This is a genomic window from Streptomyces sp. HM190, assembly GCF_009857135.1.
GTDB classification, from domain to species: domain Bacteria; phylum Actinomycetota; class Actinomycetes; order Streptomycetales; family Streptomycetaceae; genus Streptomyces; species Streptomyces heilongjiangensis.
On the sequence record NZ_CP047318.1, the window covers coordinates 2,630,025 to 2,644,319 of the forward strand.

11 protein-coding genes are annotated in these 14,295 nt (G+C 74.6%); 7 read left to right on the forward strand and 4 right to left on the reverse strand.

Features of this window, described 5'->3' with window-relative positions; translation table 11 throughout:
• Positions 1-38: 38 nt before the first annotated feature.
• Together GSY65_RS11010 and GSY65_RS11015 are read right to left on the reverse strand one after the other, a co-directional pair.
• A complete protein-coding gene (locus GSY65_RS11010) occupies positions 39-896 on the reverse strand; it encodes an SMP-30/gluconolactonase/LRE family protein (protein WP_159767163.1) in 858 nt (285 codons plus the stop codon).
• Positions 893-1,666, reverse strand: a complete 774-nt coding sequence (locus tag GSY65_RS11015) for an IclR family transcriptional regulator (RefSeq protein WP_159767164.1) — start codon at positions 1,664-1,666, stop codon at positions 893-895. Before GSY65_RS11015 ends, GSY65_RS11010 begins: the two co-directional genes overlap by 4 nt.
• Positions 1,667-1,997: 331 nt before the next feature.
• On the opposite strand from GSY65_RS11015, the gene GSY65_RS11020 reads away from it, so the two are divergent.
• Positions 1,998-2,642 carry a dihydrofolate reductase family protein gene (locus GSY65_RS11020; RefSeq protein ID WP_159767165.1) on the forward strand — a complete coding sequence of 215 codons (645 nt, stop codon included), beginning with the start codon at positions 1,998-2,000 and terminating at the stop codon, positions 2,640-2,642.
• Positions 2,643-2,695: 53 nt separating this feature from the next.
• Here GSY65_RS11020 and GSY65_RS11025 read toward each other — a convergent pair whose 3' ends face one another.
• Complete coding sequence (locus tag GSY65_RS11025; RefSeq protein WP_159767166.1) at positions 2,696-3,937, reverse strand: PucR family transcriptional regulator; 1,242 nt, start codon at positions 3,935-3,937, stop codon at positions 2,696-2,698.
• Positions 3,938-3,940: 3 nt separating this feature from the next.
• Positions 3,941-4,159, reverse strand: coding sequence for a hypothetical protein (locus tag GSY65_RS11030; protein ID WP_159767167.1), 219 nt, complete (start codon positions 4,157-4,159; stop codon positions 3,941-3,943).
• A gap of 292 nt (positions 4,160-4,451) precedes the next feature.
• On the opposite strand from GSY65_RS11030, the gene GSY65_RS11035 reads away from it, so the two are divergent.
• The 6 genes from GSY65_RS11035 to GSY65_RS11060 all read left to right on the forward strand — a co-directional run bounded on the left by GSY65_RS11035 (position 4,452) and on the right by GSY65_RS11060 (position 14,289).
• Positions 4,452-5,429, forward strand: a complete 978-nt coding sequence (locus GSY65_RS11035; RefSeq protein ID WP_159767168.1) for a DUF3068 domain-containing protein — start codon at positions 4,452-4,454, stop codon at positions 5,427-5,429.
• 332 nt (positions 5,430-5,761) lie between these two features.
• Positions 5,762-6,913, forward strand: coding sequence for a glycosyltransferase family 4 protein (locus GSY65_RS11040; protein WP_159767169.1), 1,152 nt, complete (start codon positions 5,762-5,764; stop codon positions 6,911-6,913).
• A gap of 65 nt (positions 6,914-6,978) precedes the next feature.
• On the forward strand, positions 6,979-7,656 hold the full coding sequence (locus GSY65_RS11045) for a class I SAM-dependent methyltransferase (protein ID WP_159775798.1): 678 nt from the start codon (positions 6,979-6,981) through the stop codon (positions 7,654-7,656).
• Positions 7,653-12,122 (forward strand): alpha-(1->3)-arabinofuranosyltransferase domain-containing protein, encoded by a 4,470-nt coding sequence (locus GSY65_RS11050; RefSeq protein ID WP_159775799.1) that lies wholly within the window; start codon positions 7,653-7,655, stop codon positions 12,120-12,122. Before GSY65_RS11045 ends, GSY65_RS11050 begins: the two co-directional genes overlap by 4 nt.
• Positions 12,119-13,522, forward strand: a complete 1,404-nt coding sequence (locus tag GSY65_RS11055; RefSeq protein ID WP_159767170.1) for a condensation protein — start codon at positions 12,119-12,121, stop codon at positions 13,520-13,522. Before GSY65_RS11050 ends, GSY65_RS11055 begins: the two co-directional genes overlap by 4 nt.
• Positions 13,522-14,289 carry a class I SAM-dependent methyltransferase gene (locus tag GSY65_RS11060; RefSeq protein ID WP_159767171.1) on the forward strand — a complete coding sequence of 256 codons (768 nt, stop codon included), beginning with the start codon at positions 13,522-13,524 and terminating at the stop codon, positions 14,287-14,289. The genes GSY65_RS11055 and GSY65_RS11060 overlap by 1 nt, the downstream gene beginning before the upstream one ends.
• Positions 14,290-14,295: the final 6 nt, after the last annotated feature.

Below are 14,295 nucleotides of genomic sequence, written 5' to 3' on the forward strand. Positions count from 1 at the left end.
GCCGGCGGGCCGCCGGCAGGCGTGCGGCGCGGTGGGGCTCAGCCCGCGAACGCGGGCTGCGCGAGGCCCTTGCCCGCGCCCGGCACCACCAGCAGTGAACCCGACAGCGGATGCGGGTTCTCGGTGCCGACCCGGGCCGTGGTGATGTACAGGTCGGTCAGGTCGGCGCCGCCGAACGCGCAGGCCGTGGGCCGGGGCGTGGGCAGTTCCACGACCCGGTCCAGTTCGCCGGAGGGGGTGTAGCGGCGGACGGCGCCGCCCTCCCACAGGGCGACCCAGACACAGCCCTCGGCGTCGACGGTGAGGCCGTCGGGGAAGCCGCCGCCCTCCTCGATCGCCACGAACGGCCGCCGGTCGACGGGGAGCCGGACGCCGTCGCTGTCCGCGAAGTCGAAGACGTCGATGCGCCGGGTCGGCGAGTCGATGTAGTACATCAGCCGCCCGTCCGGGCTCCAGCCGGTGCCGTTGCTGACGGCGACGTCGTCGAGGATCGGCTGCGCGAGGCCGTCGGCGGTGAACCGGGCGAGGGTGCCGCCGCCCGGGGCCTCGTCGTAGCGCATGGTGCCGGCGAAGAGGGAGCCGTCGGGCGCCACGGCGGCGTCGTTGGCGCGGCGGCCGGGGACCGGCTCGTGGTGCAGCCAGCGGAAGCCGCCGTCGGTGTCGCGCAGCCCGACACCGTCCCGCAGGTTCAGGACGAGGCCGCCGCCGACGCGGGGCTTGGCGGCGCCGACGTGCTGCTCGGTGACGAGGACGGTGCGGCGGCCGGAGGCCGGGTCGTAGGTGTGCACCCGGGAGCCGAGGATGTCGATCCAGATCAGCCGCTGGGCGTCGGCGTCCCAGGTGGGGCCCTCGCCGAGGGTCGCGTACGCGCGTACGGCGATGTCGTACGCGCTCATGCCACGCTCCGGTGTCCGAGGCGCTCGGAGAGTTCCGCGGCCCCCTTGGCGGCGAGCTGCTCCAGCTCGCCGCGGCGGTCCTCGCTCCAGCGGATCATGGGGACCGAGATGGAGAGCGCGGCGACGACCTTGCCCGTGCGGTCGCGGACCGGGGCGGCCACGCAGGAGACGTCGGGGTTGGACTCGCGGTTCTCCACGGCGAGACCCCGCTCACGGATCCGGGCCAGGGTCTCGCGCAGCGCGGCCGGGTCGGTGATGCTGTTGGGCGTCATGGCGACCAGGTCGGCGTCGTCCGGGATCCGGGCGTTCAGCTCGGCCTCGGGAAGGGAGGCGAGGAGCATCTTGCCCACGGAGGTGCAGTGCGCCGGGAGGCGCCGGCCGGCGGCGGAGACCATGCGGACCGCGTGCGTGGAGTCGACCTTGGCGATGTAGATGACGTCGGTACCCTCCAGGATCGCCACGTGCACCGTCTCGTCGCAGGTCTCGGCGACGGAACGGGCGACCTGCTGGCCCTCGGCGGCCAGGTCCAGCTGCTCGGCGTAACGGCTGCCGAGCTGGTAGGGACGGACACCGAGGCGGTAGCGTCCCGGCTGGCCCGTCACGGGCACGATGTAGCCACGGGCGGCGAGCGTGGTGACCAGTTCGTGCACGGTGGTGCGCGGCAGCTGGAGCTTGCGCACGATGTCGGGGGCGGAGAGTGTGCCGTCCCCGTCCAGGAAGAGCTCCAATATGTCGAGCGCCCGGGTCACAGCAGGTACTAGGCGTCCCACGGTCGGCCCCCTCCCACAGTTTCTTCGTTCTCGGTAACGACTTTGTTCGAAATTTCAACAGTCGATCGGCATGACGAACACAGGCTAATCAACGGGGTGCGGGCGGGCAATGGCCGAGAACACCCCGTGTTTCCCGGCAGGTGGGTGAGGGCGGCCGGCGGGCCCTCCGCCGCGACGCGGGCGCAGGGCCGCGCGGCGCCACCGGGCCCCCTCCTGGCACGACTCCGAGAAAAGTCGCGGGCCGTTGTCGATCCGGCCACGTCCCGTTCGACGTCATGATGTGGGGCGTCCGCCACCACGATGACGCCGACAGGACCTGACGAGGAAACACGTGGATCAACTGCTGAGAGTGATGAACTTCAACGTCTCGCGTGACGGAATCGGTGCCGGTGAGGACCAGAGTTTCGAGCGGCCGTTCGGCTGCGACCGTCCCGAGAGGCTGTTCGCCTGGGCCGGAGCCACGGCGAGCTGGCCCATGCGCACGGATCCCGGGGGGAGCCGGGGCCTCGACGACTACTTCACACGGGACTTCGCACGCAACATCGGTGCCGAGATCATGGGCCGCAACAAGTTCGGGCCCCAGCGCGGGCCCTGGCAGGACCATGAGTGGCGCGGCTGGTGGGGCGAGGAGCCCCCGTTCCACACGCCGGTGTTCGTCATGACCCACCACGAGCGTCCGTCGTTCACGCTCTCCGACACCACGTTCCACTTCGTCGACGGCGAACCGGCCACGGTCCTCGCACGGGCGCGGGAAGCGGCGCGGGGCAAGGACGTCCGGCTCGGCGGCGGGGTCACCACCATCCGGCAGTTCCTCGACGCCGGCCTCGTCGACACCCTGCACGTGGCGGTCGCGCCCGTGGAACTCGGGTCCGGACTACGCCTGTGGGAGTCCCCCGACGAGCTGCTGGACCGGTTCCACCTGGAGGTCGTGCCCAGCCCGAGCGGTGTGACGCACCACCTGTTCTGGCGGAGGTGACACGAGGGCCCCCCGGGGTTCGCGGTCACGGCACCAGTGCCCCCGCGCGCCCGTCAGCGGCGGCCGCGCGGGTCGCCCAGCTCGCCCCGGAGCCGTTGCGCCCTGAGGACCAGCTCCAGCTCGAAGCGGCGGTCGGGGTCGTCGATCTCGTCCCCCCACAGTTCCCGGATCTGGCGCAGGCGGTAGCGCACGGTCTGGGGGTGGACGCCGAGGCGGGTGGCGACCTCGGGGGCGCCGCCCCGGGTCTCCAGCCAGGCGAGGAGGGTCTCGGCGAGCCGGCGCCCGTGGGTGGGGCCGCAGTGCGCGAGGGGCGCCAGGCAGCGTAAGGCCAGGTCGTCGATGAGTTCCTCCGGCTGGAGGAGGACCAGGGCCTCGGTGTGCTCGGTGCAGTGCAGCACCTCCCCGGTGGGCAGCAGCCGGCGTTCCATCAGGTGCACCGCGGCCTCCGCCCAGCGCAGCGACTTCGCCGCCTCCGCGAGCGGCACCGGCGGGCCGATCGCGCCGGACCACCCGGCGAGGGCCCGGTGGAGGAGTTCGGGGCGCCCGGCGGCGTCCGGTTCGGGCACCACCATGCGGGGCTGCTCGTACTCCATGTCGAGCAGGACGCCCTGGCCGACGGCCGGGGCCATGGCCTCGCGGGCGGGCCGCAGCAGGACGCCGACGGCGACCTTCTCGGGCAGGGGCCAGCCGATGCGGGCGGCGCGTTCGGTGAGCGCGTCCGCCGGGTCGCCCCGGTGGTGCTCGACGAGGAGCAGCTCCATGAGGCGCCGCTGGAGTCGGAGCCGCTCGCCGGCCTGGCGGGCCGCCGCCTCCGCGTAACCGCGCACCGACTGGTCCACCAGCCCGTCGAGGTACTCGTACCCGGCGTCGACCAGCTCGTACATGGCGGGCGGCGGCATCTCCACGCGCTGGCCGATCTCGGCGAAGCGGCGCCAGGCGAGACGGACACCGAGGCGGTAGATCGCCTGGAGGGAGTCCAGGCTCCGGCCGTGCAGGCCCTCGCCCCGGCCGAACTCCTGGAAGACCCCGGGAGGCACCCGCGGGCGGCCCTCGGCGGTCTGCAGGTGCTGGACGAAGACCTCGATGGCGCGGCGGATGCCGACGAGCGCCATCGGCTCGCCCGAGTCGTCGAGGACGACCGGCAGATGGGGGTACTCGCGGCGGATCTCGGCCAGGATCTCCTCGGCGAGGACGGGCGCCTCGGCCATGGCGATCGCGGCGAACTCCCGTACCTGGTCACGCGGTACGTCGTGCCAGGCGGAGCGGGCTGAGACGGTTCCCGGACGCCCGGTCACCCCTCAGCGCTCCTGACCGGCGTTCTCGTAGGTGATGAGCGGGGTGTTCGGCTGGTCCGGGGTCGCCTCCAGCAGCGCGACGACACCGAACGCGGCCGCCACGGCGAGCGCGGCGGCGGCCACCATGGTGAGCGCGGCGGCGAGGGCGCGCCGCGCGAGTCCCGTCGCCCCCGTGGCGGGCGGGCCTGGCGGTGTCCGGTGCGTGGTCTCGGCATGCGGCATCGCAGGGTCAGCCTCTCGGTCGAAAGGTCGGCCCCACCCAGGGCACCCCGCACCCCGGGACCAGCTGACGGTCCCGGCACCTCGTCCACCTCGCGGGGCCGTCCGACGGCCCCTCGGCCGGCCGTCCGTCGCGGACACCGGCTCCGGCCCAGTGTCAGCAATGCATTGACACTGCGTCAAGACTCCGCCTACGGTTCCCGGCCCATACGTCACGCGCACCTTCCCCCCTTGGCGTCCCCCCGTGCGGGACGCCTACCCGAGTCGCACCTTCCAACGCCCCTGGAGTGCCCGGATGCGCCGTACAGCCTCGCCCCTGTCCCTGGTCCTGCTGGGCCTCGGCACCTTCCTGCTGGTCCTCGCACCCCTGCTGGCCCGGTACGTGGAGCCACGGGCGGCGGTGAACCCGATCGACATCGACACCACCGCCGTCTACACCGGCACGGGCAGCGTCTTCGACGTGGAGCAGGTGCGGACCGTGCCGGACCAGACGATCACCGTGACCCAGCGGGTACGCGGTGACGTGGCCGAGAGCGAGCGCAGCGGTGCGGCCGTGTGGGACGTGATCACCAGCGTCGACACGGACACGTCGCTGCCGGCCGCCGACCCGCACGACGCGCTGGACTTCGCCCCTCACCGCTGGGTCAGCGACCGGAGGACCAACCGGCCGGTGCACTGCTGCGGCGAGAAGCCGTACATCGAGGGCGAGGCGTACCTGAAGTTCCCCTTCGACGTGCGGGAACGCTCCTACCGCTGGTGGGACAACACGCTCGGCGCGACGGTCACGCTCCACTACCAGGGCCGCAAGAAGATCCGCGGGTACGAGGGCATGCGTTTCACGGGGACCGTCCCGGCGACGAGGACCGGCACGCGGCTGGTGCCCGGCGCCCTCGTCGACGAGCCGGGCCGGCCGCAGGTGCAGGCCGAGGAGTGGTACGCCAACCACGGCCTCGAACTCGTCGTCGACCAGGCCACGGGACGCGTGCTGTACGCCCAGACCGGGCCGCGCCGGACCCTGCGGGCGCCCGGCGGCACCGAGGACGCGGCCGTGCTGCTCGACAGCCGGAAGCTGGCGTTCACCGCGGGGACGCAGAAGTTCGCGGTCGAGCAGGCGAAGCGGGACAGCGGACTGCTGCGGCTGGTGGGGCGGACGTTGCCGGTCGGTGCCGCTGTGGCGGGGTTCGTCCTCGCCGTGCCGGGCGCCGTCCTGGTGGTGCGCGGCAGGCGGCGTCCCGAAACGTCCGAGTCGCCCCAGGGTCCGCTCACGATATGACAGGGCGTCAGTTCAACAAACCCCGGAAATTGTCACGTCGGTGAGTAGCAGCTTCGAAACTCTCGGCGAAAACTGTCCACCCCACCCGAGCACAGCCCACCCATGCCCCCCGACCTCGCTCCCCGCACCGGCACGACGACCGCACGAACCCGCCCCCACCGGAGCCACCGCACACACCACGACCCGCCCGTCACGACCCGACCACCCCGACCGGACCGTCCCCACTCCCCCCATGCGCCCCGCACGCCCCACACGCCCCACCGGAACAACCCTCGCAGCGAACCTCCCGCTCCCCCGCTGAGTTCCGCACCCCGAGACGAGTTGGAGCACCCATGCCCCAGCACGTGCCGTTCTCGCTGGTCGACGCGTTCCCGCGCGGCGTCCGGCACGCCCCGGCGAGCGCCCCACCGCCACGCCGGATCGTCTTCCTCGCCCGCCGTGACCTCGGTAACCCGGCGGCGGGGGGCTCCGAGCTCCTCGTCCACCGGCTCGCCGAGGGCCTGACGAGACTCGGCCACCAGGTCACCCTGCTCTGCGGGGGCCCGGCGGCTCTGCGCGACTACCGGGTCGTGTCGGCGGGCGGCGACCTGAGCCACCACTTCCGGGCCAGAAGCACCCTCGCCCGTCAGGTCGGCGACTGCGACCTGCTCGTCGAGGTGTGCAACGGCATGCCGTACCTGACACCGCTGTGGCACCGCGGGCCGACGCTGTGCCTCGTCAACCACGTGCACACCGATCTGTGGCGGATGCGGTTCGGCGGGGCGCTGGCGCCCGCGGCCCGGCTCGGCAGAAGCCTCGAACACTGGGCGCTGACGGGCGCGCAGCGCGGCAACCTCGTGGTCGCCGTCTCCTCGTCCACGGCGGCGGCGCTGCGCGCGATCGGCGTGGACGGCGAACGGATCCGGGTCGTCCACAACGGCGTCGAGGAGCCGGGGCCGCCCGCCGCACGGTCGCCCGAGCCGCTGTTCGTCGCCGTCGGGCGGCTGGTCGAGTACAAGCGGATCGATCTGCTGCTGCGGCTGTGGGAGCGGGTCAGGCCGGTCACCGGCGGTCGGCTCGTCGTCGTCGGCGACGGACCCGAGCGGCAGCGGCTCAAGGCCATGGCCGGGCCCGGCGTCGAGTTCACCGGGCATGTCTCCGAGGCCGAGAAGCACCGGCTGCTGTGCGCGGCCTGGCTGCTGCTGCACCCGTCCGCCGTGGAGGGATGGGGGCTCGTCGTCACCGAGGCCGCGGTGCGGCGGACACCGTCGGTCGCCTTCGACGTGCCGGGGCTGCGGGACTCCGTCGTGGACGGGGAGACCGGGGTGCTGGCCTGCGGGGAGTCGTCGTTCGCCGCGGCCTGGTGCGCGCTCGCGCTGTCGGCCGACCGGCGGGAGCGGATGGGCGGGGCGGCACGGGAGCGGGCGGCGCACTACCGGTGGGGCCACACCGTGCGGCAGTTCCGGGCGGTCGCCGCGGAGGCGGTACGGGGTGGGGGCTCTTGAACGCGCGACCGGGTGCCCCGAAGGACCCCTCCCTGCGGCGGTCCCTCGCCCTCTTCCGGGCCTTCATGAGGGAACAGGACGACCCCGCGTCCTGCTACGCGCTGCTCGCCCGGGACGCCGCCGACCAGGTCGCGGCGTACGGCGGGCCCCTGGAGGGCCGCACGGTCGTCGACGTCGGCGGCGGCAGCGGCTACTTCACCGAGGAGTTCCGGCGGCGCGGGGCCCACGCGTACCTCTTCGAGCCGGACCTCGCCGAGCTGGGGGCGAAGCCGCCCGACGGCGCCGTGGTCGCCGACGGGTATCTGCTGCCGCTGGCCGACGGGGTCGCGGACGTCACGTTCTCCTCCAACGTGCTGGAGCACGTGGCGGATCCGCCGACGTTCCTCAGTGAGCTGGTGCGGGTGACCCGGCCCGACGGGCTGATCTATGTGTCGTTCACCAACTGGCTGTCCCCGTGGGGCGGTCACGAGTGGGCGCCCTGGCACTACCTGGGGGCGGAGCGGGCGCGGGCCCGCTATCGGCGCCGTACCGGGAAGGACGCCAAGCACAGACTCGGCGAGAACCTCTTCGCCGTGCACATCGGACGCACCCTGCGGCAGGTGCGCGAACGGGACGACGTGACGGTCGTGTCGGCGCGCTCCCGCTACTGGCCGTTCCTCGCGGAGACCGTCGTGAAGGCGCCGGGGCTCCGCGAGTTCGCCACCTGGAACCTCCTTCTCATCCTCCGGCGGTGTCCACCATGACGAGCACGGTCCAGGCTCCACCTCCCGCGCCGGTGCGGCCGGCGGGCACGACCGGGCGGCCCCCCGAGGGGCGTCGGTCGCGCCGCTGGCTGCTGGGGTTCTGGGCCGTGGTGTTCGTGCTGCTGGTCGCCGCGCGGCCGGGACGGCAGACGTTCGACACCAAGCTCGGGGTGACCACCGACCCCTGGCAGTTCGTGTCCGACCTCGGGCAGTTGTGGCACGACCGGGGCGGGTTCGGCGGGATCCAGGACCAGTACGTCGGCTACCTGTGGCCGATGCTGCCCTACTACGGGGTCAGCGATCTCGTCGGGCTGCCCGTGTGGCTCGCGGAGCGGCTGTGGATGTCGCTGATCGTGTCGGTGGCCTTCTGGGGCGCGCTGCGGCTGGCGGAACGGCTGCGTGTCGGCGGCCCGGGGTCCCGGCTGGTGGCGGCCGGCGCGTACGGGCTGTGGCCGGTGTTCACCACCGTCGTCGGGTCGACGTCGGCGGCCGCGCTGCCGGGGGCGTTCCTGCCGTGGGTGCTGCTGCCGCTGACGGACGAGCGGTACGCCGCGCGGGTGGCGGCGCTGCGGTCGGCGCTGTTCGTCCCGTTCATGGGCGGGGTCAACGCCGCCTCCACCCTCGCCTCGCTGCTGCCCGTGGGGCTGTACCTGCTCAGCCGGCCGGCCGGGCCGCGGCGGCGCGCACTGATCACCTGGTGGGTGCCGGGGGTGGTCCTGGCGACCCTGTGGTGGGTGGTCCCGCTGCTGCTCCTCGGCTTCTACGGGGAGAACTTCCTCCCCTACGTGGAGACCTCGCAGACCACGACGGCCACCATGTCCGCCACCGAGGCGCTCAGGGGCGCCGGGAACTGGGTGGGCTATCTGCACTTCGGTGAGGCGTGGCTGCCGGCGGGCTGGTCGGTGGCCGCGTCGGCGCTGGTGGTCCTGTCGTCGGCGCTGGCGGCGGGCCTGGGCCTGGCCGGGCTGGCCCGGCGGGACATACCGGAGCGGCGCTGGCTGGTGCTGACGGTGCTGGCGGTCGCGCTCGTCACGCTCGCCGGGTACGCGGGATCGTTCGGGGCGCCGTTCCACGGGGTGGTCCAGGACCTGCTGGACGGGGTCCTCGTGCCGTTCCGGAACATCTACAAGTTCCAGACCGGGCCGGCGCTCGCCCTGGTCCTCGGGCTGGCGCACCTCGTGGGTGTGGCCGCGCGGGAGCGGGGGGCCCGGCGGGTGCGGGGGCGGCGGTTCGCGCCGCTGGCCGCGGCCGTGGTCGTGCTGCCGGGGCTGCTGTGGCCGTACCTCAACGGGTCGGTGCTGCAACCCGGTGCGTTCCAGGAGCTGCCCCGGTACTGGCAGGCCACGGCCGACTGGCTGGAGAAGTACTCGCCGGACTCCCGGGCCCTGGTCGTGCCGGCCACCGCGCACGGCATCCACACCTGGGGCTCCACCATCGACCAGCCTCTGGACGTGCTCGCCGAGTCCCGCTGGGCGCAGCGCGACTACGTCCCCTTCGGCACGCCCGGCAACCGGCGCGCGATGGACGCCGTCGAGCAGGCGCTGCTGACCGGCGCCGAGGTGCCGGGGCTCGCCGACTATCTGAGCCGGGCGGGCCTGTACTACGTCGTCGTCCGCAACGACCTGGACCCCGACCAGATCGGCGCCGTGCCCACCACCACCGTGAAGCGGACCCTGGAGCAGTCGGGGTACGAGCGGGTGAAGGGGCTCGGGCCGGTGATGACCGGCGGGGTGATCGCCGAGGACACCCCGTTGCAGGTGGAGGGGTTGTACGCGCGGCAGCGGGCCGTGGAGATCTACCGGCCGGCCGAGGACGTGCCGCGTCCCGGTCAGGCCGGGCTGATGGCGCTCGCGGACACCGCCGCGGTGTCCGGCGGCCCCGAGTCGCTGCTGCCGCTGGCCGCCGACCCGTCGATGCGCAACCGCGCGACCGTGCTGACCGGTGACCACCATCCCGGTCTCGGCACCCCCGCCGTGCAGGTGGTCGGCGACGGGCTGCGGCGCGCGGACACCCGCTTCGGCCTGGTCAACGCCAACACGTCGTACACGTACACCGCGGACGAACGGAACCCGAGCGGGAGCGAGCAGGACGCGGGCCGGAAACCGCGGCAGATCCTCCCCCTGAAGGGGCTCGGCCACCAGACGGTGGCGGAGCTGCGGGGCGCGAGGTCCGTCACGGCGTCGACGTCCGGCAACTGGCTGTTCCACCTCCCCCAGTTCGACCCGGTGAACGCCTTCGACGGCGACCCGGCGACGGCCTGGGCGGAGGGCGCGGCCGGGTCGGCGAACGGGCAGTGGCTGCGGATCGACTTCGAGGAGGCGCAGGACGTCCCGTCGACGATCGAGGTCGCCCCGCTGCCCGAGGACGGGGTGCGGTCGGCGCCCACCCGGATCGAGGTGGCGACCGAGCGGGGGGCGCGCGCCACCGACCTGCGGGGCGACGGCTCCCGGCAGACGGTCGGCGTCCGGCCGGGCGAGACCGACTGGCTGAAGATCACGATCCTGGACTCGGCGGAACGGCACACCGGGCTGGGCGGCGCGGGCTTCTCCGAGATCGACATCCCCGGCGTCCGGGTGACCCGGACCCTGCGGCTGCCGACGGACGCCCAGGGCGCCGACAGCACCGGCGCCCCCACCGAGGTGGTCTCGCTGCGCCGCGCCGCCGACCCCACCGGGCTCTCCCCGACGGGCACCGAACCGGGGCTGCACCGCGTCTTCGGCACGACCACGGCGGGCACGTACGAGGTGCGGGCGAGCGCCGTGCCCGTGCCGGGCGAGGAGCTGGACGAGCTGCTGTACGAGGTGGCGCCCGAGCAGCAGAACCGGATCACGGCGAGCGCCGACTCCACCGCCTCCCTCGGCGCCGGGTTGTCCCCGCGCAACCTGACCGACGGGGACCTGACCACCGCGTGGATCGCGGGCGACGATCCCACGATCCACCTGCGCTGGACGGGCAAGCAGCCCATCGGCTCACTGGTGCTGGCCCCGGCGGGCGGCCTGTCCACCCGGGCCACCGAGGTCGCGATCAGCTCCCCGGACGGCGCGGCCGTCGCCGCCGTCGACGACAACGGCTGGGTCCGCTTCGACCCGATCACCACCGACCGCCTCGACATCACGGTCACGCAGACGGCCCGGCTCACCGTCCACAACCCCGTCGCCGGTGACGACCTGCGGCTGCCGGTCGGCCTGGTCGAGGCGTACGTCCCGGCGCTCGACCCGTACCGCACCCCCCAGCCCGCCCCGACGCGCGCCGTCGACCTCCCGTGCGGGAAGGGCCCGGTCGTCGAGGTCGACGGCGAGCGGTACGAGACGAGCGCGAAGGGCACCGTGCGGGACCTCACCGAGCGCCGCCCGCTGGAGTTGACGCTCTGCCAGAACCAGCGGCCCGACGCGGCGCTGGAGCTGGGCGCCGACGAACGGCACACCGTCGACGCCGACGACTCGGGCGCCCTCGCCGTCACCGAGGTCACGCTGACCCGCGGCACGGTCACCGCGCCCGCCGCCACCGGACGCGACCTGCGGATACGGGACTGGCTGGGCGACCGCCGCGAGGTGACCGTCGGCGACGGCGCCGCCTCGTACCTCACCACGTACGAGAACTACAACGACGGCTGGAAGGCCACCCTGAACGGCCGCGAGCTGACCCCCGTACGGCTCGACGGCTGGCAGCAGGGCTGGCGGATCCCCGGCGGGTCGGGCGGCACGGTCACGCTGTCCTTCGAGCCGTCCGTGACGTACGAGGCCGGGCTGATCGTGGCCGGGGTGGCTCTCGCGGCCCTCGTCGGGCTGGCGCTGTGGCGGCGCCGGGAGCCCGGTCCGGACGCGCAGCAGCCGGCACCGCCGGCGCCCGGCCCGTGGCTCGGCACGGTCGCCCTCACCCTGGTCGGCATCGTGATCGCGGGGTTCCTCGCGCTGCTGGTCCCGCTCCTGGCGCTCCTCGCCCGGAAGCGGCACGCCCTGCTGGTGCCGATCGCGTTCCTCGCGCTCGCCGGGGCGGGCGTCGCGGCGGCGGCCGGAGCGGGCGAACCGGTGGCGGCGGACCAGGGCGCGTTCGGGCCCGTGGCCCAACTCCTCGCCCTGCTGGGACTGTTCGCGGCGCTGGTGAGCGTGGGGTCGGGCGCCGAGCCGTCCCCGGACCGGCCGGGCTCCACACGCGAGTTCCGGGTACCGCCGGGCGCGGAGGAGCCGACGGAGCCGTTGCCGCGGCGCAGCCGCACCACCGGCCCCGCCGCGAGCGAGACGATCTCCGCGCGCGGCCCCGGCGCGCCGTACCGGGAGCCGGACACCCCGACCCGCCGCATCCCCCTCACCAAGCCGACGCCGGACGCCGCCGCACCGGCGGACGGCGGGGGCGACGCGGCCCCCGCGGGCGGCGCGAGCGGCGGAGGGGGCGGCGCGGGCGCCAGGGACGGCGCCCGGACCGTGGACGACGACGACGGCGTCGCCGGGAGGGAGGAGCGGACATGACCACTCTGGACCATCCGGCCCGCGACGGGGCCGCCCGAGACCCGGTCCGGATCCCGTTCCCGGTCGTCGACGAGGTCTCCCGCCACTGCCTCCAGGAGGAGGAGCCCGAGACCGTCCACATCGAGGTCCACCTGCCGGGCCGCCTCGAACCCGGCCGTCTGCGCGAGGCGTTCACCGAGGCCCTCCACCGGCACCCCCGCGTCCTGATGCGGCAGGCGCCGACGCGCTGGTACAGCCTCCGCTACGCGTGGGAGCTGACCGAGGAGCCGGAGGTGGAGGTGGTGACGTTCCCGCCTCCGGGCCCGCACGCCCTGCGGGACGCCCGCACCAGGTCCCTGACCCAGGCCCCGCCGCTGTCGCTCTCCCCGCCGATCCGCGTGGAGGTGGTGGCGCAGGCAGGCCCGTCGGTGGACGAGGCGTTCGACGCCGTCGGCGTCCCGCGCGGACCCCGCGCAGCCGCCGGCCGTCCCGCCCCGGCCGGCCCGGACCACGCGGGCACCGTCCTCCTCCTCACCGTCAACCACACCGCCCTGGACGGCCCCGCCTGCCTCCGCATCCTCGCCACCGCCGCGGAACTGTACGGCGGCGAGGACAACTCCCCCACCGCGCCCCCGGTCCGCGCCACCACCGCCGACCTGCCCCTGGCCGGTCCCGAGACCCCGTCCACCTGGGCCCCGCCGGCCCGGGTCGCCCCCGGCACGCCCGAGGCGTCGCCGGGCAACGGGCTGCTCGTCACCGAACTGCCGGTGCCCCGCCGCCCCAGGTCGGCCCCGTACACCGTGAACGACCAGCTCATGGTCAGCACGGCCCTGACGCTGGCCCACTGGAACCGGGAGCACGGCGCCCGCCCGCGCCCCCTGCGCATCACCATGCCCGTGGACGACCGCCCCCGCGACACCGGCATGCCCATCGGCAACGGCACCCGCCTGGTCGACGTCGCCTTCCTCCCGGAGGAGGTGGACGGGCGCCGCACGCCCACCGCCGTCCTCCTGCGCCGTACGGCCGACCGCACCCGGGCGCTGAAGTCGCTCACCCGCCCCCAACTGGGCCACGGCGCCTCGCTGCTGACCGCGCCGGTCGTCCCCGTCGTCTGGCGGGCCGCCCTCACCCGGGGCCTGCGCCGGGCGGCCGCCCCGTGGACGTCGACGACCCTGCTCAGCAACATCGGCCGCATCCCCTACTCCCTGGACTTCGGCCAGGAGGCCGGCCGGGCGCACGCCGTGTGGTTCTCGGCGCCCGCCCGCATGCCGCGCGGCCTCACCGTCACCACCGCCTCCACGAGGGGCCGCCTCCACCTGGCGCTGCGCTGGTCCCGTGCCCTGCTCGGCCACGGCGACGGCGCCCGCCTGCGCGACCTCTTCGAGCACTATCTGCACGCGACGGAAGAGGACACCCCCTGATGTCCACGAAGACTCCGACGACGACGGCCACCGCGGACCGCCCCGGCCTGCGGGACTTCTACGAGGACCCGGCCGTTCCCGTCGCCTCCGGCGGCCCCCGCAGTCTGCGCCAGGCCCGGATGCTCGCCGAGGCGCTCGGCCCGGCCGCCCACGGTGCCCGCACCATCCTCGACATCGGCTGCGGCGACGGCACCGCCGCCGCCACCGCCGCGCCCCTCCTGCCCGGCCACCGCCTCGTCGGCGTCGACTGGTCCCAGGACGCCCTGCGCCGCGCCCGCACCCGTCTGCCGCACACCGTGCGCGGCGAACTCACCGACGGGGGGCTGCCGTTCCGGACCGAGTCCGCGGACGCCGTGCTGTTCAGCGAGGTGATCGAGCACCTCGTCGACCCGGACGCGGCCCTCGACGAGATCCGCCGCGTCCTGCGCCCCGGCGGCCATCTGATGCTCTCCACCCCGAACCTCGCCGCCTGGTACAACCGGGCCCTGCTGCTCGCGGGCGTCCAGCCGGTGTTCTCGGAGGTCAGCCTGCGCGGCATCCACGGCCGGCCGGGCACCGAGGTGGTGGGCCATCTGCGGCTCTACACGGCCCGCGCGCTGCGGGAGTTCGTGGCCGCGTCGGGCTTCGAGATCGTCCGGCTGCGGGGCGCGCCCTTCCACGGCGTACCGCGTCCGGCGCGCCCGCTGGACCGGCTGGTGTGCGCGGCCCCGTCGGCCGCGTCGATCCTGCTGCTGCACGCGCGCAGGCCGCCGGCACGGGGCGCGTGACCATGT

Bases quoted from the DNA above. Each gene is read 5' to 3' on its own strand.
- GSY65_RS11010 (WP_159767163.1), bottom strand. From the start codon at position 896: ATGAGCGCGTACGACATCGCCGTACGCGCGTACGCGACCCTCGGCGAG.
- GSY65_RS11030 (WP_159767167.1), bottom strand. From the start codon at position 4,159: ATGCCGCATGCCGAGACCACGCACCGGACACCGCCAGGCCCGCCCGCC.
- GSY65_RS11035 (WP_159767168.1), top strand. From the start codon at position 4,452: ATGCGCCGTACAGCCTCGCCCCTGTCCCTGGTCCTGCTGGGCCTCGGC.
- GSY65_RS11040 (WP_159767169.1), top strand. From the start codon at position 5,762: ATGCCCCAGCACGTGCCGTTCTCGCTGGTCGACGCGTTCCCGCGCGGC.
- GSY65_RS11045 (WP_159775798.1), top strand. From the start codon at position 6,979: ATGAGGGAACAGGACGACCCCGCGTCCTGCTACGCGCTGCTCGCCCGG.
- GSY65_RS11050 (WP_159775799.1), top strand. From the start codon at position 7,653: ATGACGAGCACGGTCCAGGCTCCACCTCCCGCGCCGGTGCGGCCGGCG.
- GSY65_RS11055 (WP_159767170.1), top strand. From the start codon at position 12,119: ATGACCACTCTGGACCATCCGGCCCGCGACGGGGCCGCCCGAGACCCG.
- GSY65_RS11060 (WP_159767171.1), top strand. From the start codon at position 13,522: ATGTCCACGAAGACTCCGACGACGACGGCCACCGCGGACCGCCCCGGC.